The sequence below is a fragment of the Streptomyces sp. NPDC021356 genome (assembly GCF_040641015.1).
GTDB lineage: Bacteria > Actinomycetota > Actinomycetes > Streptomycetales > Streptomycetaceae > Streptomyces.
On record NZ_JBFACU010000011.1, the window covers coordinates 130,271 to 148,886 of the forward strand.

Annotated in this window: 14 protein-coding genes and 1 pseudogene; 5 read left to right on the forward strand and 10 right to left on the reverse strand. The window is 72.6% G+C overall.

The window, feature by feature from the left end:
• Positions 1 to 37: 37 nt before the first annotated feature.
• Both AB0G56_RS17005 and AB0G56_RS17010 read left to right on the forward strand, forming a co-directional pair.
• Positions 38 to 1,081, forward strand: coding sequence for a LacI family DNA-binding transcriptional regulator (locus tag AB0G56_RS17005; RefSeq protein ID WP_360969815.1), 1,044 nt, complete (start codon positions 38 to 40; stop codon positions 1,079 to 1,081).
• Positions 1,082 to 1,138: 57 nt separating this feature from the next.
• Positions 1,139 to 1,379, forward strand: a pseudogene (locus AB0G56_RS17010) (VOC family protein).
• A gap of 52 nt (positions 1,380 to 1,431) precedes the next feature.
• Here AB0G56_RS17010 and AB0G56_RS17015 read toward each other — a convergent pair.
• Positions 1,432 to 1,995 carry a peptidase inhibitor family I36 protein gene (locus AB0G56_RS17015; RefSeq protein WP_360969817.1) on the reverse strand — a complete coding sequence of 188 codons (564 nt, stop codon included), beginning with the start codon at positions 1,993 to 1,995 and terminating at the stop codon, positions 1,432 to 1,434.
• Between the two features lie 207 nt (positions 1,996 to 2,202).
• Complete coding sequence (locus tag AB0G56_RS17020) at positions 2,203 to 2,652, reverse strand: DUF2690 domain-containing protein (protein WP_360969819.1); 450 nt, start codon at positions 2,650 to 2,652, stop codon at positions 2,203 to 2,205.
• A gap of 214 nt (positions 2,653 to 2,866) precedes the next feature.
• Between AB0G56_RS17020 and AB0G56_RS17025 the strand changes: the two genes are divergently transcribed.
• Positions 2,867 to 5,725 (forward strand): BTAD domain-containing putative transcriptional regulator, encoded by a 2,859-nt coding sequence (locus AB0G56_RS17025; RefSeq protein WP_360969820.1) that lies wholly within the window; start codon positions 2,867 to 2,869, stop codon positions 5,723 to 5,725.
• A 27-nt stretch (positions 5,726 to 5,752) separates the two neighbouring features.
• Here the strand turns inward: AB0G56_RS17025 and AB0G56_RS17030 are convergent, their stop codons facing one another.
• The 3 genes from AB0G56_RS17030 to AB0G56_RS17040 form a co-directional block, all read right to left on the reverse strand.
• Positions 5,753 to 6,148 (reverse strand): hypothetical protein, encoded by a 396-nt coding sequence (locus AB0G56_RS17030; protein ID WP_360969822.1) that lies wholly within the window; start codon positions 6,146 to 6,148, stop codon positions 5,753 to 5,755.
• Between the two features lie 77 nt (positions 6,149 to 6,225).
• Entirely contained in the window at positions 6,226 to 6,903 is a 678-nt protein-coding gene (locus AB0G56_RS17035; protein WP_360970081.1) for a DUF4328 domain-containing protein, read from the reverse strand.
• Between the two features lie 81 nt (positions 6,904 to 6,984).
• Positions 6,985 to 7,563: a TetR family transcriptional regulator gene (locus tag AB0G56_RS17040; protein ID WP_360969824.1), complete on the reverse strand. Its 579-nt coding sequence runs from the start codon at positions 7,561 to 7,563 to the stop codon at positions 6,985 to 6,987.
• A gap of 422 nt (positions 7,564 to 7,985) precedes the next feature.
• On the opposite strand from AB0G56_RS17040, the gene AB0G56_RS17045 reads away from it, so the two are divergent.
• Complete coding sequence (locus AB0G56_RS17045) at positions 7,986 to 11,423, forward strand: CARDB domain-containing protein (RefSeq protein ID WP_360969826.1); 3,438 nt, start codon at positions 7,986 to 7,988, stop codon at positions 11,421 to 11,423.
• A 66-nt stretch (positions 11,424 to 11,489) separates the two neighbouring features.
• Here the strand turns inward: AB0G56_RS17045 and AB0G56_RS17050 are convergent, their stop codons facing one another.
• The 3 genes from AB0G56_RS17050 to AB0G56_RS17060 all read right to left on the reverse strand — a co-directional run bounded on the left by AB0G56_RS17050 (position 11,490) and on the right by AB0G56_RS17060 (position 16,216).
• A complete protein-coding gene (locus AB0G56_RS17050) occupies positions 11,490 to 14,192 on the reverse strand; it encodes an FUSC family protein (protein ID WP_360969828.1) in 2,703 nt (900 codons plus the stop codon).
• Entirely contained in the window at positions 14,189 to 14,665 is a 477-nt protein-coding gene (locus AB0G56_RS17055) for a MarR family transcriptional regulator (protein ID WP_360969829.1), read from the reverse strand. Before AB0G56_RS17055 ends, AB0G56_RS17050 begins: the two co-directional genes overlap by 4 nt.
• 573 nt (positions 14,666 to 15,238) lie before the next feature.
• Entirely contained in the window at positions 15,239 to 16,216 is a 978-nt protein-coding gene (locus tag AB0G56_RS17060) for a zinc-dependent alcohol dehydrogenase family protein (RefSeq protein WP_360969831.1), read from the reverse strand.
• Between the two features lie 178 nt (positions 16,217 to 16,394).
• Here AB0G56_RS17060 and AB0G56_RS17065 point away from each other — a divergent pair, with 178 nt between their 5' ends.
• Entirely contained in the window at positions 16,395 to 16,892 is a 498-nt protein-coding gene (locus AB0G56_RS17065; RefSeq protein WP_360969832.1) for a DUF2231 domain-containing protein, read from the forward strand.
• 76 nt (positions 16,893 to 16,968) lie between these two features.
• On the opposite strand, the gene AB0G56_RS17070 is transcribed toward AB0G56_RS17065, so the two are convergent.
• The gene (locus tag AB0G56_RS17070; RefSeq protein WP_360969834.1) at positions 16,969 to 17,520 is read right to left on the reverse strand and encodes an ATP-binding protein; all 552 of its coding nucleotides are present in this window, start codon (positions 17,518 to 17,520) and stop codon (positions 16,969 to 16,971) included.
• Between the two features lie 198 nt (positions 17,521 to 17,718).
• Complete coding sequence (locus AB0G56_RS17075; RefSeq protein ID WP_360969836.1) at positions 17,719 to 18,603, reverse strand: RNA polymerase sigma factor SigF; 885 nt, start codon at positions 18,601 to 18,603, stop codon at positions 17,719 to 17,721.
• Between the last annotated feature and the right edge of the window lie 13 nt (positions 18,604 to 18,616).

Here is an 18,616-nt window from a genome sequence, read left to right on the forward strand (position 1 = left end):
ATGAGCTGTAGGCAAGATGAGCAAAGGGGTACGGACGGTGGCAGCGGTGACGCTCAAGGACGTGGCGGAGCGCGCGGGGGTGTCGATCAAGACCGTGTCCAACGTTGTACGCGACGCCCCCAAGGTCTCCCCGGCGACGCGGGAGCGGGTGATGCGCGCGGTGCGCGAACTCGGCTACCGGCCCAATCCGTCGGCACGCCGGCTGCGTACGGGGCGCAGCGGCCTGATCGCGCTCGCCGTACCGGAGCTGACCATCCCCTACTTCGCGGAACTCGCCCATCACATCCGTACGCAAGCCACCGCACTGGGCCTGACCGTCCTCATCGAGGAGACCCTCAAGGACCCGGCGGAGGAACTGCGCCTGGCCACGGGCGTCGGCGCCTCACTGCTGGACGGCGTGATCCTCTCGCCGCTGCACGTCACCACCACCGAACTGGCGCCGGTCGCCGACGCGTTCCCCCTGGTCCTGCTCGGCGAGCGCAGCTACGAACGGGACCACGTCGTGTCCGACCACGTCCTCATCGACAACGTCGCCGCGGCCCGTGACGCCACCGCGCACCTGGCCGGCCTGGGCCGCACCCGCCTCGCCGCCATCGGCGCGGACCGCAAGGGTTCGGCCACCAGCCGCCAGCGCCTGGAGGGCTTCCAACTGGCCCTGCACGCGGCCGGGCTGCCCTTCGACCCCCGACTCGCCCCGCCCGTCGCGGAGTTCGACCGCGGCAATGGCCTCCTGGCGATGCGGTCCCTGCTCGAACTGCCCGCCGGGCTGCGCCCCGACGCCGTCTTCTGCTTCAGCGACCTGCTGGCCATCGGCGCCCAGCGGGCCGTGCACGAAGCGGGCCTGAGCATCCCCGGTGACATAGCGCTGGCGGGCATCGACGGCTCGCAGGAGGGGCTGTACAGCACGCCGTCCCTCACGACCGTGGTCCCCGACAAGGCCGCCATCGCCTCCCTGGCCGTGCGGTGCCTCGCGGCCCGCATCCGCTCGCAGGAGCCCCTGCCCTTCGAGGTGCACGTCGCGCCGCACCGGCTGGAGGTGCGGGAGTCCACGGTCGAGCAGCGGCGGCCGTTGTCCCCGTGAGGGACGCCTACGGCAGGTCGGTGGCGCCGGGTGGGGAATTCAGGAAGGCTCGCGCTCATGGTCCCGGTAGTGCGGAACGTGGCGATCGACTGTGCGGACGCCTGCGGGCCGGCCCGGTTCTGGAGCAGGGTGACCGGCAGCCCACCGCATCCGGGGGACGAACCAGGCGTTCCGGAGGCGCGGGTGCTGCCGGCGGAGGGGCCGGCGCTGTACCTCAGCCAGGTGTCTCGCCGATCCCGACGGCAACGAGTTCCGCGTGCTGCGCGGCGCGGCCGAGCGGGCCGCCACGGGTCCCTGACGCTCCGTGACGGCCCGCTCGGACGTACGCCGTCGGCTCCGCGCGCCCGGTGTCAGCAGTTGGTGACCGACCAGACGGGGGCCCAGTTGCCGTGCGTGTCGTGGTCGCCCGGTCCCTTGTCCTGGAACACGAACTCCCCGTGCTTGCCGAACATGACGGCCTGCATCCAGGATTTGGTCTGGTTGTTGTACCAGGAACCGGAACCCCCCCAGCCCGAACCCTGGAGGGGATGGTTCCCGCACGGCCCCATCCGCTGCTCCTTGCCGGTGTAGCCGACTCCCGTGTAGGCGCAGAAGTCCCCGTACGGGCAGACGTACTGTGCCGCGATCGCACTGGTCAGCGGGGCGTGCGTGGTGGCGAGGTCGCGTACGTACCGCTCGCCGGGCACGACGAGCCGCACCGAGGAGCCGTCGCCCAGGTCGACGACGTTCGCCGCCACCTGCCGGCCTCCGGACTCGGCGACGGTGGCGGCCACCTGCCGCTGGAGTTCCGCGCCCTGGGCGTCGGTGAGTCCGGCCCGGTGGGCCTGCGCCGCGAACGCGGCGGGCGTGACCGGCGCGGTGGACGCGGCGGACGCGGTGGCGGCGGGGGCGGCGAACACGCCGATACCTGCCACCAGGGCGGTCACCGTACCTGCTGAAACACGTGCTCGAAGCTTCACTTCGGCACTCCTCTCGCTCGTGGGAGCGTACGCCGGGATGACGTACGGGTCCGTCTGTCGTGGAACGTGGTGCCTCCTCCGGAGCCGACCGGCCGGCCGGGGGAGGTACGGGGAAACGGGCGTGCCGGTCTCCGCGCGAACGGCTTATGCCGGACGTCAGGCTCAGTACCAGCCGGTGCAGTTGGTCGCCTGGGTGTGGCTCCCGTCCCACGCGCAGGCTCGCATCCAGACCCCGCCGTCGTAGCGTGAGGCGGTGTGGGTGTCGGTGCCGGACTTGACCTCCGTCTTGTCCAGGACCTCCCACGACTTGTGGTCCTTGGTGTACGAGCGCTCCGTCCAGACGAGGTCGTCCGGGTGGGCGTTCGTGATGCGGCCCCAGGCACAGCGCGTCGACGTGCTGTACCGCAGCTCGATCCTGATCTTCCCGACGGTGGCGGTCTTCGCCGTGATCGGGTTGCTGAAGGTGCATGTCCCCGCGGCGGTGCGCGGCGAAGTCGCCGCCGCCGCGGTGGTGACCGCGGCCGTCCCGGTGAGGCCGGCGGCGAGAGCCGCGGTGGTCAGCAGCAGGGCGGCGCGCTGGGGAGCACGCGTGAGACGGGACAGTGCTCGCATGGAACGTCCTTCCTTCACGGCACGGCCTGCGCCGTGCACCGGACCACTTCCGAGAGCGGCGGTCCACGGCTCGCGAGGAGCACACGGGCCGCCGCTGCGAGCACCAGTGTGGGAACGGGATCTTGGGTGAACCTGCAATCGATCTGAAATCGTCTGGTCGCCCGGCGAGCGCCGTGCCAGTCTGAGGCCGTCAGGGCGTGGGAGGGGGCACGAGGTGGACTTCCGGTTACTGGGCGGCGTCGAGGCGTTCACCGGGAGCAGGCCCGTCGACCTCGGCCACGCCCGCCAGCGCTGCGTGCTGGTGGCGCTGCTCGTGCAGGTCGATCGCCCGGTCCAGGTCGCCCGGCTCATCGGCCAGGTGTGGGGCGAGCACCCGCCGCAGCGTGCCCGCGACACCCTCTACGGCTACATGTCCCGACTCCGCCGCCTCCTCACCGAATCCGAATCCGAATCCGGCTCCGGCTCCGGCTCCGGCTCCGACGCCGAATCCGACGCGTGCATCGTGCGCCGGCACGGCGGCTACGCCTTGATCACGGACCCCTTGAACGTGGATCTGCACCGATTCCGGGACCTGGCCCGTCAGGCACGCGCGGCGGACGACGACGAGCAGGCCGCCGCGCTGTTCGAAGGCGCCCTCGGGTTGTGGCGCGGTGATGCTTTCGGGACGCTGGACACTCCCTGGCTGGACGCCCTCCGCGTCACGCTGGCCCAGGAAAGGCTCGCCGCGGAGCTGGACAGCAACGACGTGGCACTGCGCCGGGGCCGGCACCATGAACTCCTGCCGGCCTTGCAGGCACGGGCGGACACCCACCCGCTGGACGAGCGCCTGGCGGGCCAGCTGATGCTGGCCCTCTACCGCTGCCGGCGCCCGGCCGAAGCACTCGCGCACTACCGCTCCACACGGTTGCGGCTGGCCGACGAATCGGGTCTCGACCCGAGCGCCTCTCTGCAACAACTCCACCAGCGCATCCTCACCGCGGACCCGCGGCTCACCCCGCGCGACGGCCCGGCCCCGCCGACCGGCACAACCGGTAAGCCGCCGCACGCACTCCCACCCGTGCCGACCCAACTGCCCGCCTCAGTAAGCCGCTTGGCGGGCCGCAGCCGGGAGCTGGCGGCTTTGACCCGGCACCTGGACACCATCGGTCCGAGCACCGCGACCACGGCCCTTGTGTCGATCGCCGGGAGCGCGGGCATCGGCAAGACCACCCTCGCGCTGTGCTGGGCCCGACAGGTGTGCGAACGGTTCCCCGACGGGCAGCTCTACGTGAACCTCCGCGGCTTCGATCCCGGCGGCGCGCCGATGGCTCCGCCCGAGGCCATGCGGGGATTCCTGGAAAGCCTCGGCGTCCCGGCGGAGAGCATCCCGACGACCGCGGACGCCCAGGCAGGACTGTTCCGCACCCTGGTCGCGGGCAAGCGGCTGCTGGTCATCCTGGACGACGCCCACGACAGCGACCAGGTCAGGCCCTTGCTGCCCGGGAGCGGGACCTGCCTGGTCATCGTGACGAGCCGGCGGCAGCTGCCCGGCCTGCTCGTCGGCGGACACACCCGGCACCTCACACTCGGTCTGCTGGGCGGCGAGGAGGCCCGCGAGCTGCTCGCCGACATCCTCGGCCGCCGGCGCGTCGCGGCCGAGAGCGAAGCCGTCGCCTCGATCATCGACAGGTGTGCCCACCTGCCTCTGGCACTGAGCATCGCCGCCGCCCGCGCGGCTTCCACGACACACCTGCCGCTGAGCATGCTCGCCGAGGAACTCCACGACGAACGGAACCGCATCACGGCCCTGTCCACCGGGGACAGCCGCCACACCGACCTCTCCACGGTGTTCTCCTGGTCCTACCAAGCGCTGTCCGCGCCCGCCGCACGCCTGTTCCGGCTCCTGGGCCTCCACGCCGGACCCGACATCGCCGTACCGGCCGCGGCCGCGCTCGTCGGTCTTCCGCGAGAGCGCACCCGGGCGCTCCTCGCCGAGCTCACCACGGCCCACCTGCTGCACCACCACACACCGGGCCGGTACCAGTTCCACGACCTGCTCCGCGCCTATGCCGCTGACCGGACCCGGGCCGAGGACCCGGCCGGCGAACGCGACGCCGCCCTCCACCGCGTGCTCACCCACTACGTCCACACCGCCTGCGCAGCCGACCGTCTGCTGGACCCGCACCGGGACCCCCTCGCCCTCGGCCGGCCGTGCTCCGAGGCGGAGGCCCTGGCCGGACACGACCAGGCACTGGACTGGTTCGCCGCGCAGTCGGCCGTCCTGCCCGACGCCGTCCGGCACGCAGCCCGCAGCGGACACGGCACCCTTGCCTGGCAGCTCGCCTGGGCCATGACCACGTTCCTGCAACGCGCGGGACACTGGCGGACGTGGGTCTCCACCCAACGTGTCGCCCTGGAGTCCGCCCGGGACAGCGGTGACCGGGACGGGCAGGCACACAGCCACCACGGACTCGGCTTCGCACTCGCCCGGACCGGCGACCACGACGACGCCCGAAGGCACTTGACGCAGGCCCTGGACCAGTACGCCGCCCTGGGCGACAATCCGGGTCTGGCCCACACCCACCGCACCATGGCCTGGGTCTGCCAGCGCACCGGCCGGCACCGGCAGGCCCTGCACCACGCGGAGCGCACCCTCGCCTACTACCGGGCCGCCGACTACCTGCCCGGAGAAGCCAGCGCCCTCAACGCGATCGGCTGGTACCGGGCTCAACTCGGCGACCACCACGGTGCCCTGGCCGACTGCGAACAGGCGCTGGACCTGTTCCGGAAGGTCGGCAATCGCACCGGCGAGGCCTACACCTGGGACAGCCTCGGCTTCATCCATCGACGGCTGGGCCGCTACCGGGAGTCGGCCACCTGCTACGAACAGGCCCTCAGCCACTTCCGGGCCCTGGGCGACCGTTCCAGCGAAGCGGAGACACTCATCGGCCTCGCCGAGACCCACCGAGCCGCCGGGCACGTGCCGCCGGCCCGCGACACCTGCCGGAACGCCCTCGCCCTGAGCGAGGAACTCGGCCTGCCGGGAGCCCACCGCATACGTGAACTCCTGGCCGAACTCGAACGCCGGCGTTGAGGCCGCTCCGGGTCGGCGCCGCCGGGCTCAGCCTGCCTGCACCGGGTCGGTGCCGTAGGACCAGCGGCTGCCGGAGCGGGCGAAGAACTGTACCGGGCCGGTCGCGTAGGGCCTGTAGGTGACCCGGTTCTGGGGGAGGCAGTGGCCGGGGTCGATGTAGGGCGTGGTGTAGGAGTCGAACACCTTGTTGCTTTCGTCGTCCTTCACCGGGAGCACGAAGTCGTTGGGCGCCGACTGGTAGTTGCAGATGGTCGTCTCGACTGTGTTGAGGCCGTCGAAGTAGCTCCATCCGGTGATGCAGGTGCTGTACGCACAGTCGGTGTCGCTGGCGGCGTCGGCGGTCCCGGAGGCCGCGGTGATCCCGCCGAGTGACGGCGCGGCAGCGGGGTCGTACGGCGTCGGCCGGATCGCGCCGTACCGCATCAGAAGCCGGGGCCGCCGGGGGGCGAGTTACGGGGCGACGCTGTGGCCCGCATCATGTGAGTAACTGCGGGCAAGCCTCACCCCCCGGCGGTGCTCCCGATGGCGTTGCCGCTCCGCGGGGACCCGGTCCTGCTCTCCTGCGCGCCGGTGAGGGCGCGGACCATCAGGGCGCAGGCCACGGCCGCGCCGGCGACAGCGGCGTCGGCCGCGAGCAACGGGCCGACGTTCGAGTAGGCGCGGGCGACGACGGCGTCCGTCGTGCCGGTGTACATCAGGCCCGCCCCGCTGGCGGCGCCCACCAGCCACAGCCCCCACCACACGTCGACGGTGCGCGGCAGGCGGGCCTCCGGGGCACTGGCGCGGTGGATGTCCGCGACGATCCCCCGGGGGACCCAGAGGTTGGCCACGGGCACCACCCAGCCGAGGTAGACCCAGGGCAAGGCGTGGCGTGGCTGCCGTCCGGACAGTGCGCGCGCGTTGTCGCGGGCCCGCAGCAACCAGACCAGGAAGGTGAGGGCGCAGAGCACCGTGAGGACGTCACCGCAGGCACTGACGAAGTGGTAGGAGTCCTCCAGCGCGGTCAGCGGGCGGTGCCGGCCTTCGCCTTGGTCCGGCGGTCCGGAGAGCGGCTGTCCGGCCTTCGCGAGTCGTATCTGCCAGACCCCTCTGGCGATCCAGGCCCCGCCCGCCAGGGCGAGTGCCGCGACGGCACAGCGGGTGACTCCCCGAAGCGGGTGCAGGGCAGGCGGTTCCATGGCGGCGTTCACCCGATCATCCTGCACGACTCCGGACAAGGGCGCCCCCTCCCGCCCGGTCTGCCGGCTCTCACGGGTCGGCTACTGCGCTCCCACGATGCGGTCCACCGCGGCCCTCACCAGTTGCTCACGCTCCGTCCGCGTGAAGACGTCCGGCAGGGTGAGTTCCTCGACGATCAGCCAATTCAGCGTGAGGATCAGCAACTTGACGGCCGTGGCGTCGCCGGGGAGGCCGGAGGCATCGTGGTGGGCGACGTTGGCGTCGACGTCGGCGCGGACCCGCTCCGTGAGGACCTTGCGCAGTGCGGGGCGGCGGGTGGCCTCGAGGCGCAGTTCCAGCAGCGCGAGGTAACCGGTGCGGAAGGAGGCGATGCGGTCGACGAGTTCGCGCATCAGTTGCGTGTAGGTCTCCCGGTCGCGCCCGGCCGTCCGCTGGCGCGAGAGCGTGGTCTCGTCGGGCTGGAGCCGTTCGTAGACCCTGGCGCCGACCTGGGTGAACAGGTCGTCACGGTTGCTGAAGTAATTGGACGCCGTGCCCACGGGAACGGCGGCCTCGCCGTCCACGGCCCGGAACGTCAGTCCGCGTGCGCCTTCCCGGGCCAGCACCTCGATCGCCGCGTCGACGAGGGCCGCGCGCCGCTGGTCGTTCCGTCTCGCCATTGCCATCACTCCGGGTGCAGTACTACGGCCGAACCACTTCAGGCAGAGTACTACGCGCACACCCTCGGCCCCTCGCCGGGACGGCGCCCGGCCCCTCGCCGGGACGGCGCCCGGCCCCTCGCCGGGGCGGCACCCGGCCCCCCGCCGGGGCGGCACCCGGCCCGTCGGCGAGACGGCCCACGCCGTCTCACGGAGCGGTCGATCAAGCACGGTGCCGTACCGAGCCGTTGACAAAGCCGATGCCTAGTAGAAATCTGACACGGCGCTGCAAAAGACAGACGAATTCACTCAAGTTCTGTACGACGGCTGGCTCGACGCCATCACGGCGTCGTCCGGGCCCGCCGCACACCTGCGTCGTCCACCGGACACCGGACCCACTGGTCCCGCCCGCGGGCGTCCGGGGACGGGAACGAGAGGGCTTGATGAGACGGAGACACGGACACCACGGCCGGCGGCTGTCCGCCGGGCTGTTGACGGCGGGTCTGCTCGCGCTCGGGCTGATGCCCGCGACGGCCCGGGCCGCCGAGGCAGCCCATGGCGCGGAAGCAGCCCATGCCGCCGAGGCGGCGAACCTGGCGCTGGGCAGGCCGGTGACGGCGAGCGGAGCACACGGCTCCTACCCGGCGGCCGGCGTCACCGACGGCAGCCAGGCGTCGTACTGGGAAGGCCCCGCGGGCTCGTTCCCGCAATGGGTGCAGATCGACCTCGGCAGCACGGCGGCCATCCACGAGGTGGTCCTGAAGCTGCCCGCCTCGTGGGAGTCGCGCACCGAGACGGTGAGTGTCCAGACCGGCACCGACGGCCAGGCCTTCGACACCGTGGTTCCGCAGGCGCCCGAGGACTTCTCGCCCTCGTCCGGCAACACCGTGGCGCTCGCGGTCCCGGCCGAGGCGCGCTACGTACGCGTGCGGGTGACCGGCAACACGGGCTGGAACGCCGCCCAGCTGTCCGAGGTGGAGGTGCGCGGCGAGGCCGGCGGGGAGGACCCCGGGAACCCGCCCGCGGGCACCAACCTCGCCCTGCGCAAGCCGATCGAGGCGTCCTCGGCCACCCAGAACTACCTCGCGGGCAACGCCGACGACGGCAGTACCGCCACCTACTGGGAGGCGAGCGGCCAGACCTCCACGCTGACCGTGAAGCTCGGCGCCGACGCCGATCTGACCGGCGTCGTCGTCAAGCTGAACCCCGACCCCGCCTGGAGCGCCCGCACCCAGAGCATCCAGGTGCTCGGACGGGCGGCCGGGGAGTCCGGGTTCACCTCGCTGAAGGACCGGGCCGACCACACCTTCAGCCCGTCGCAGAACAAGAACACGGTGACCATCCCGGTCACGGGCCGCGCCGCGGATGTACGCCTGCAGTTCTTCGGCAATACCGGGGCCGGCGGCGCCCAGGCCGCCGAGTTCGAGGTCATCGGCGCGGCGGCGCCCGCCCCCGACCTGACCGTCACCGAACTCACCTGGTCGCCCCGGTCCCCGTCCGAGACGGACCCGGTCACCGTGGAGGCGACGGTCCGCAACACCGGAACGGCCGCCGCGCCCCCGACCACGGTCGACGTCAGCATCGAGGGCGCGGTCGTCGGCAGCGGCGCGGTCGGCGCGCTCGCGCCCGGCGCGTCGGCGCAGGTGCCGGTCCAGGCCGGCAAGCGGCCGATGGGCCGCTACACCGTCTCCGCCGTCGTCGACCCGACCGACACGATCGCCGAACTCGACAACACCAACAACAGCCGCAACGCCGCCTCCCAGCTGGTCGTCGCCCAGGCCCCCGGACCCGACCTGGAGGTCACCGGGATCACCACCGACCCCACCAGCCCGGCCGTCGGCGCCAAGGTCACCTTCACCGTCGCCGTGCACAACCGGGGCACGACTCAGGTGCCCGCCGGGACGGTCACCCGGCTCACCGTCGGCGCCGCCACGCTGAACGGCACGACGGACACCGTCCCCGCCGGTGACACGGCCACCGTCGCCGTCAACGGCGAGTGGACCGCCACCAGCGGCGGAGCGACACTCACCGCGACCGCCGACGCGACCGGCCTCGTCACCGAGACCGACGAGGGCAACAACACCTTCGCCCGCTCCATCGTCGTCGGACGCGGCGCCGCCGTACCGTACGCCGAGTACGAGGCTGAGGACGGCCGCTACACCGGCACCCTGCTGAGGACGGACGCCAAACGCACCTTCGGGCACACCGACTTCGCCACCGAGTCCTCCGGACGCTCCTCGGTCCGGCTCGACTCCACCGGCCAGTACGTGGAGTTCACCTCCACCACACCCTCCAACTCGATCGTCGTCCGCAACTCCATCCCGGACGCGGCGGGCGGCGGCGGGCAGGAGGCCACGATCAGCCTCTACGCGAACGGCACGTTCGTGCGCAAACTCTCCCTCTCCTCCAAGCACAGCTGGCTCTACGGCACGACCGACGACCCGGAGGGGCTGACCAACCGGCCCGGCGGCGACGCCCGGCGGCTGTTCGACGAGTCCCACGCCCTGCTCACCGACACCTACCCGGCGGGAACGAAGTTCCGGCTCCAGCGCGATGCCGGCGACGACGCGGCCTTCTACGTCATCGACCTCGTCGACCTGGAGCAGGTCGCCCCGCCCTCCGCCAAGCCCGCCGAGTGCGTCTCCATCACCGAGTACGGAGCCGTGCCCAACGACGGCATCGACGACGCGGACGCCATCCAGCGCGCCGTCACGGCGGACCAGACGGGGCAGATCCCGTGCGTGTGGATCCCCGCGGGCCAGTGGCGCCAGGAGAAGAAGATCCTCACCGACGACCCGCTGAACCGGGGTCCGTACAACCAGGTGGGCATCCGGGACGTCACCATCCGCGGCGCCGGCATGTGGCACTCCCAGCTGTACTCGCTGATCCAGCCGCAGGACGCGGGCGGCATCAACCACCCGCACGAGGGCAACTTCGGCTTCGACATCGACGACAACACCAAGATCTCCGACATCGCCGTCTTCGGCTCCGGCACCATCCGCGGCGGTGACCAAGGCGCGGAGGGCGGCGTCGCCCTCAACGGCCGCTTCGGCAGGAACACCAAGATCACCAACGTGTGGATCGAGCACTCCAACGTCGGTGCCTGGGTCGGCCGCGACTACTCGAACATCCCCGAACTGTGGGGACCCGGCGACGGCGTCCAGTTCACCGGCGTACGGATTCGCGACACCTACGCCGACGGGGTCAACTTCGCCAACGGCACCCGCAACTCGTCCGTCTACGACTCGTCCTTCCGCAACACCGGCGACGACGCGCTCGCCGTGTGGGCCAGCAAGTACGTGAAGGACACCTCGGTCGACATCGGCCACGACAACCACTTCCGCAACAACACCGTCCAACTGCCCTGGCGGGCCAACGGCATCGCGGTCTACGGCGGCTACGGCAACACGATCGAGGACAACCTGGTCTCCGACACCATGAACTACCCGGGGATCATGCTGGCCACCGACCACGACCCCCTGCCCTTCTCCGGCCACACGCTCATCGCGGGCAACGGCCTGTACCGCACGGGCGGCGCGTTCTGGGGCGAGGCGCAGGAGTTCGGCGCGATCACCCTGTTCGCCCAGGGACAGGACATCCCCGGTGTCACGATCCGCGACACGGACATCCACGACTCCACCTACGACGGAATCCAGTTCAAGACGGGCGGCGGCGCCACACCCGGCGTCCAGATCCAGCACGTCACCATAGACAGGTCCGACAACGGCTCCGGGATCCTCGCGATGGGCGGGGCGCGCGGCAGCGCCACACTGACGGACGTGACGATCACCGGCTCGGCCCAGGGCGACGTGGTCAAGGAGCCCGGCTCCCAGTTCGTGTTCGACGGCTCCGCGAACAGCGCCTCCGTACGGCGCGACTGAGCACCGTGCCCCACGGGTGCGCCGGCCGCGACCGGCGCACCCTCGCTCCCCGTACGGCCCGGCCGCCTACAGGCGGATGTCGAGTCGTACGGCCGCCTGCGAGGCACCCACCGTGACGGGTTCGGCGTGCGGGGAGTGCTCGGGCGCCGAGACGACGACGATGTGGTGACCCGGCCGCAGGCCGAGCCGGTAGCGGCCCGCGTCGGTGTACGTGTGGGCGACCCGCTGCCCGCGTGCGTTCACGACGGTGATCTGCGCAAAGCAGCCATCGGGATGCGCGGCGCAGCGGACCGAGCCGGTCACGGGCACCTCGGAGGCCGTGTCCGGCCGGGCCGCACCGCGGCCGGCGGCACCGGCCGTGCTGGGCGCGGCCGGAGCGGTCGTGGTGCGCGGTGCGTGCGGCCGGGGCCGGTCCGCCGCCGAGGCGCGCGCCTGCCGCACCGGGGCGGCGGGCCGCCCGCCTTCCCGCGCGCCACCGGATTCCAGGGGCAGGCCGCACTGTTCGGCGAAGGCCGCGAGCGCCGCGTCCAGGGCGTCCAGCTCGTGCAGGGCGGTCTGCAGCCGCCGCGCGCGAGGGCCGGGGGCGGTGGGCCGCAGCTCCGCCTGGAGTTCCCGCACGAGCGGGCCGACACGGCGCCATACGCCTTGGGCGGTGCCGTTGGCGAGGTGGTGGTCGAGCGCCCTCAGCGAATCGGTGAGGGTGTGCGTGATGAGCCGGGCACGCTCGGCCAGTGGGGACGAGAGGTCGATGTCGACGTCCGCCGCCGCGGCCAGCGCCCGGGCGTGAGCGGCGGCCGTGTTCAGCAGGGCCATACGGTGGTGCGGCGCCCGCCCGCGCACCCCGAGCGGCATGCGCACCAGGGGCCGGGACACCTCCGCGACCTGGAACAGCGCGGCGTCGACGACACGTGCCGCGCCACGCAGCCGTACCGGGCTGTCCGGCTCCTCCCAGCGCGCCGAGACCTGGGTGAGCAGGCTCTGGACCGCCTGGACGTACCCGTGCTCGGCCTCGCGGACCACCGACCGGGTGGACAGGGGGAAGATCAGCGCGGCACACGCCGTGGCGATCAGGACGCCCAGGCCGTTGTCCAGCAGGCGTTCCCCGAGCAGGCGGTCCATGCCGCTGTCCGGCGTGGTCAGCCCGTAGAGCTGCACCAGCGCGGCGACCAGCCCGGCGACCCACAGGGCGTAGGCCCGTTGCAGACCCCAGGAGCCGAAGGAGAGGCCGGCGACGATGACCAGGAGCGTCCAGTAGATGTGGTGGTGGCCGGTCGCGTGGAGCAGGAGTACGCCGATCACCGCGCCCGCGACGGTGCCGATCATGCGGTGACCGAACTTGCGCAGCCGTTCGTGGGTGGTGTTCGTGCCGAACAGGGTGATCATCACGCCGACCAGGCCCCAGTAGAAACGCTGGGGATCGATGGCGTCGGCGATCGGGCAGACGATCGCGGCGGCGACCCCCGCGTGCAGCGGGGCCCGGACGAAGGGGACGGCGCGCTGCCAGCCGCTCTGGGTCCGGGCGGTGAGCACGCGCCGCATCGGGGCGGCGGAGCCGGGGATCCGGTTGTTCTCCAGCGCGACGGCGGGCTGGAAGGGCACCGCGGCGGGGGTGTCGGGTGTCCGCTCGCCGAGGGCCAGCCAGCTGACCAGGGAGTTTGCGAGGGAGTCGAGGAGTTCGGCGACCCGGCGGGCGAGGGCGGCGGACTCGGCGTCCCGCGGATCGGCCCGCGGGTCCCGCAGGATCACGTCGGCCTGCTCACGGATCGTCCGCACCGCCGGCCGCAGCCCCCCGGCCCGGGCCGGCGGGGTGTCACGGGCCAGCAGCAGCCCCACCGCCAGCGCCTGGCGCAGCGGTTCGGGCGGCGACTGGTCGGCCAGCGCCCGCACCGCCTGCCCGATGCCCCGCAGGGCCAGTTCGGCGTCGAACAGATGGCGGTGCAGCAACTCGGCCACGACGGGATCGGTGGCCGCCTCGGGCTGGGCGAGACGGCCGTCGATGGTGATCGTCACGATGTTCAGGCGGCGCAGGGAGCGGTTCATCCGGCGCTCGACCCGGGCCAGGTCGGCGTCGGGGTCCAGCGCCTCGACCGTGGTGTCGGCCAGCCGGCGGGCCTCGACGACGAAGGCGCGCTGGGTGCGCAGCAGGTCCTCGCGGGGCATGGGGTGGCACAGCAGCAGCCTGGTGGCCAGCACCGCCGCGGCGGACACCAGGGCGACGAGGAACGCCTGCCCCATCATGGACATGGGGATCTTCGCGATGATGCCGACCATGAGGCCGTTGAACATCATCATGCCGGTCAGCAGGGCCAGCGGGCCGAACCTGGCCAGCAGGAACGTGAGCGCGAGCGCGGCGGCGTCGAGACCGATCTCCAGGGCGCGGTCGTCGTGCAGGGCGGCGGCGAGCCAGAGCACCGCCGTGTAGGGGAACGGCATCCACAGGATGGGCCTGGCCAGTTGGAGCCGGCTGTTGCCCGCCACCGCGAAGGCGCTCATCAGGCCCATCATCCCGGCGACCATCATGCCGATCATCGTGGGGATGGCGAGGGCGTGGGCCATGCCGTAGCCGACCGCGAGGGAGGTGACCATGGCGACGAACGTCCGCCAGCCCGCCTGCAACTGACCCAGTCCGGGATCGGCGACCAGCACGCGGTCCCACCATCGGTGCGGGCCGGTGACCCGTCGGGGGGCGACATCGGCGCGCAGGCCCTTGGCGGGGCTCGCGTCCGTGCTGTGACCCAGTGGCCGGTGGGCGGTCTTCGGGCTGGTCAAGTGGCCTCCGGTTCCATGGCTTCGGCGAGTGTGGCGACGGACTGCCGGGCGGCGCACACGGCGCGTTCGCAGTCGTCGACGGGGGTGGTGCGCAGTGCCCTCAGCAAGGCCTCGGCCATGCGCTGCCGTCCCTCGTCGAGCAACCGCCGCCCGGCGGGGGTGAGGGCGGTCTCCACCGCGCGCCGGTCGGTCGCGCACCGGTGGCGCGTGACCAGTTCCCGGCCCTCCAGCTTCTGGAGCAGCACGGTGACCCGGGGCTGCACCATTCCGGTGCGCCGGGCGAGTTCGGTGACGCGCAGGGGCGCGGCGGCCAGCGCGTCGAGCACGGACACCTCGCTCCGGGTCAGCCCGAAGTCACCGGCGCGGAACAGGGCCCGGTTCAGCCGGCCGAGGTCGTGCAGCAGGCCGTGCGCGGCGATCTCGATGCGCTGCCCCGGCGGCAGGTCGCTCGGGGCGCCGGCAGGTATGTGCATATGGAAAGTATATAACCGCGTCCCCCGGCCGCTGCGGGCGCCCCACGGCTTCGGCGACACCTCATGCCCCGGGCCCCCGGGGCCGGCCTGCGTCGTCGCGGCGAAAGGCGAAAGCGACAGGCGAAAGGCGAAAGCCCACACCGCCCGGCGTGGCGGGCGCCGGTTCACATGGGCGGGTCCCCCGCGGTGAGCGCCGCCCAGACGACGTGCCCCTCGCTGGCCGGTGCCGGACCGGACCGGTGCGGGCTGCTCCGTACCGGCACCGGCACCGGCACCGGCTGCCGTCTCGGACCCCGTGGTCCGGTCGAGGACGCGTGGTCCGCCGAAGCCGAATGGTCCGCCGAAACCGAATGGTCCACCGAAGCCGGATGGTCCACCGAAACCGAATGGTCCACCGAAACCGAATGGTCCACCGAAGCCGGATGGTCCGCCGACGCACGGCTGAACGCGTGCCGGGACGGGCGGGCAACGGGTGCGATCAGGTCCGGGCGCGCACCGGGCCCCGCGCAGGGGCCCTGCCACCACTCTGCGCCAGGAGCCGCGTGAAGAGGGCGCCGCTTCGCCCCCGCGGTCCTACCCCTGCGGGTCGATCAGGATCTTCCCCGCCTGCCCGGCCGCCGGGCTCTTGAGGTGGCCGGGGAGTTCGCTGAGCCGGACGCGTCGCGTGACGGCCGTGCGCAGACGCCCGCGGTGCAGGTTCTCGAAGACCGGCGCGAACAGCGCGGGCAGGTGCCGACCGCCGTCCTGCTGGACGGTGTCGCGCAGACGGAACAGCTCCACGCGGGCACCGCGCCCGGTGAAGCACTCCGCCGGGAGCGGCGTTCCCGACAGCAGGCCGTAATGGACGAAGACGCCGTCGGCGGCCGTCACCGCGAACACGTCTGCGCCCACGCCGCCGCCCACGCAGTCGAAGGCCACCTCGACGCCTCGCGGCCCGGTCAGCGTCCGCAGCCGCCGGCGCCACCCGGGCTCGTCCGTCCGGATCACAGCACGCCACCGGGACGGGTCGGCCACCGTCCGCCCCGGCGTTCCCCGCACGATCCCGACGGGTGCGACACCGCGGTCGGCCAGAAGTTCCGCCAGGTGCCGGCCGATGGCCGACGTCGCCGCCGTGACCACCACGTTCCGCACTCCCGGCGGACAGAACCGCTCGACCATCGTCACGGCCGTCAAAGGGTTGATGTAAGCGAAGCAGGCGACCTCGTCGGGCAGATCGTCCGGCACGGGGACGCACCAGGAGTGGTCGAGTCGCTTGTACTGCTGCCAGGCCCCCGCCGACCCCAGCGGAAGCACCCGCCGGCCCACCGCCCCGGCCGGCACCCCCGGCCCGACGGCGTCGATCACGCCCACCCCCTCGAACCCCGGGACCATGGGGAACGACGTACGCGACCCGTAGGCACCCGACACGGTGACCTCGTCGGAGGGGTTGACGGTCGACGCGACCATGCGCACCACGACCTCGCCCACGCCGCAGGCCGCGGGCCCCGCCACGTCACGTACGGCCAGCACGTCGGCGAGCCGGCCCGGTGAGCCGGCGACGGCAGCCAGCATCGACAGCCTCCCTCACCGTGCACGCGCGCCTGCGCCGCACATCCTACGGACTCGTGAAAGGAGCCGGAAAAGCGAGTCAGACCGGAAAAGCGAGTCAGAAGAGACTGAGAGGTTGCTGTGCGAGGCTGGCGCGTCTTGTCGGCGCAACCTTGTCCCCCACCTGCCGGAGGAACCGTCCATGAGCCTGATCAACGGCCTGCCCGCGCACGTCCTGCTCGTGCATGTCGTCGTGGTGTTCGTCCCCCTGACCGCGCTGGCACTCGTGCTCTGCGCGGTCAGGCCCGCGGCGGCGCAGCGCATGGGCGTCGTCCTGCCGGCCCTCGCCCTGGTCACGCTCGTGAGCGTTCCCCTCACCACGGGGGCGGGGGAGTGGCTGGAGCGGCACGTCGGCAGCAACGCGCTGGTGCGCCGGCACGCCGAGCTCGGCGACGGCCTGCTGCCCTGGGCCGCCGGCCTGTTCGTCCTGGCGGTCGTCGTCTGGTGGTCGGCCCGCCGCGCCGCCGCGTCCGGACCGTCGCGCACCTCGCGCTGGACCTCCGCACCGGTGCGCGTCGCGGCCGCGGTGCTGGCACTCGTCGTGGGCGTGGGAGCCGTCGTGGACGTCTACCGCATAGGCGACTCGGGGGCGAAGGCCGCATGGCAGGACGCCGTCGCGAAGACGACGTCGGGCGGGTGAGACGGGCGGGTGAGACGGGCGGCGAGCCGGCCCGGGGGGCGGGCCGCGCCACCGTCGGAACGGTCCTGCCGCCCGCTCACACGGTCGTCGTGTCCGGGCGCGTGGCCGGCGTGTCCGTGGCCGATCCGGGGCCCAGCGGAATGTGCGCGATGACCGTCTTGCCGTCCCGCTCGCCCCGCACGGCGAGAACGCTCGCCACCGCCCGGACGATCTCGAGTCCGTGCCGGCCGACCCGGTGCGGATCCGGGGCCTGTGCCGTCGGAAAGACCGGGGCGCTGTCCCGCACCTCCACCTCGACCGCTGCGCCGGCCAGGCGCAGCCGCAGCACGACGGGCCCGTAGGCGTACTTGCAGGCGTTGGTGACCAGTTCGCTGACCACCAGCTGGACCAGGCCCACGACCCGTTCCGGCACCGTCGGGCGGTGCCCGGCGGCGCCGTCACGAGTGAAGAAGGCGGCGGCGCAGCGGCGTGCTTCGGCGATGCACGCGCCCTCACCGGACAGGGTGATCGTCGTCTGCGCCCCTCCCGCTCCTTCTCCCGCTCCCGCTTCTCCTGCCGCTCCCGGCTCCTGCGCGTCCGCCCTGCCGTCGCGGCAGCTGCCCGCCGGCCCGTCGGTCAACCCCTTCACTTCGACCCCCGTCCCTGCGCACTGTTCACCCCGCTCGGTGAAGTGACACGCTGCCAAGCATGCACCCTCGACGAGTGTGCCCGGGCCGGGTTGCCCCCACTGTGTGCGATCTGCCCCGTCTTCTTCGGGGGTGGCGCCGGGCACGGCGGATGCCCGCCACGGCAGCGGCGGGCATCCGGCAGGTGCGGACGGCTCGTGTCAGCCGGTGGCGAGCATGCCCGCCCGGAGCCGGGCCAGGCAGCGCGAGAGCAGTCTGGAGACGTGCATCTGGGAGACCCCCAGGCGTTCGCCGATCTGCGCCTGGGTGCACTCCTCCACGAACCGCATGTGAAGGAGCTGCCGGTCCCGCTCGCCGAGTTGGGCGATCAGGGGAGCGAGGGCGTGGAAGTCCTCCACCAGTTCCAGGGCGGTGTCCTCGGTGCCGATGAAGTCCTGGAGCACGGACTCGTCGTCCTCGCCGCCGTTGAGACCGGCGTCCAGGGACGAGGAGTTGTAGCCGTTGGCCGCCAGGCGTGCCTCACGCACCTCGTCCTCGGACAGACTCATCAGCTCCGCCAGTTCCCGCACCGTGGGGTTGCGGCCCAGGCGGCTGTGCAACTCCTCGGTGGCACGGGCGAGCTGGACACGGGCCTCCTGCAGCCGCCGCGGGACGTGCACGGCCCACGTGGTGTCCCGGAAGAACCGCTTGATCTCGCCGACGATGTAGGGGATGGCGAAGGACGTGAACTCCGCCTCCCGGGACAGCTCGAACCGGTCGATCGCCTTGATCAGGCCGATCATGCCGACCTGGACGATGTCCTCCCGCTCCTCCGGCCCCCGGCTGCGGAAGCGTCCGGCCGCGTACCGGACCAGGGACATGTTCATCTCGATCAGCGTGTTGCGGGCGTAGCTGTACTCGGGCGTGCCCTCTTCCCGCACCGCCAACTGCTCGAAGAACAGCCGGGAGAGCTCCCGCGCGTCCTTGGGCGCCACCCGCGAGGGATCGGCGATCTCCGGCAGCCGGGCCGTCCGGGCGTCCACCCCGTCAGTCCGCGAGTCCGCTGCCGTCGCGCACGTCGCGTGCGTTGCGCTCATGGGCCCCATGATGTCGATTCCC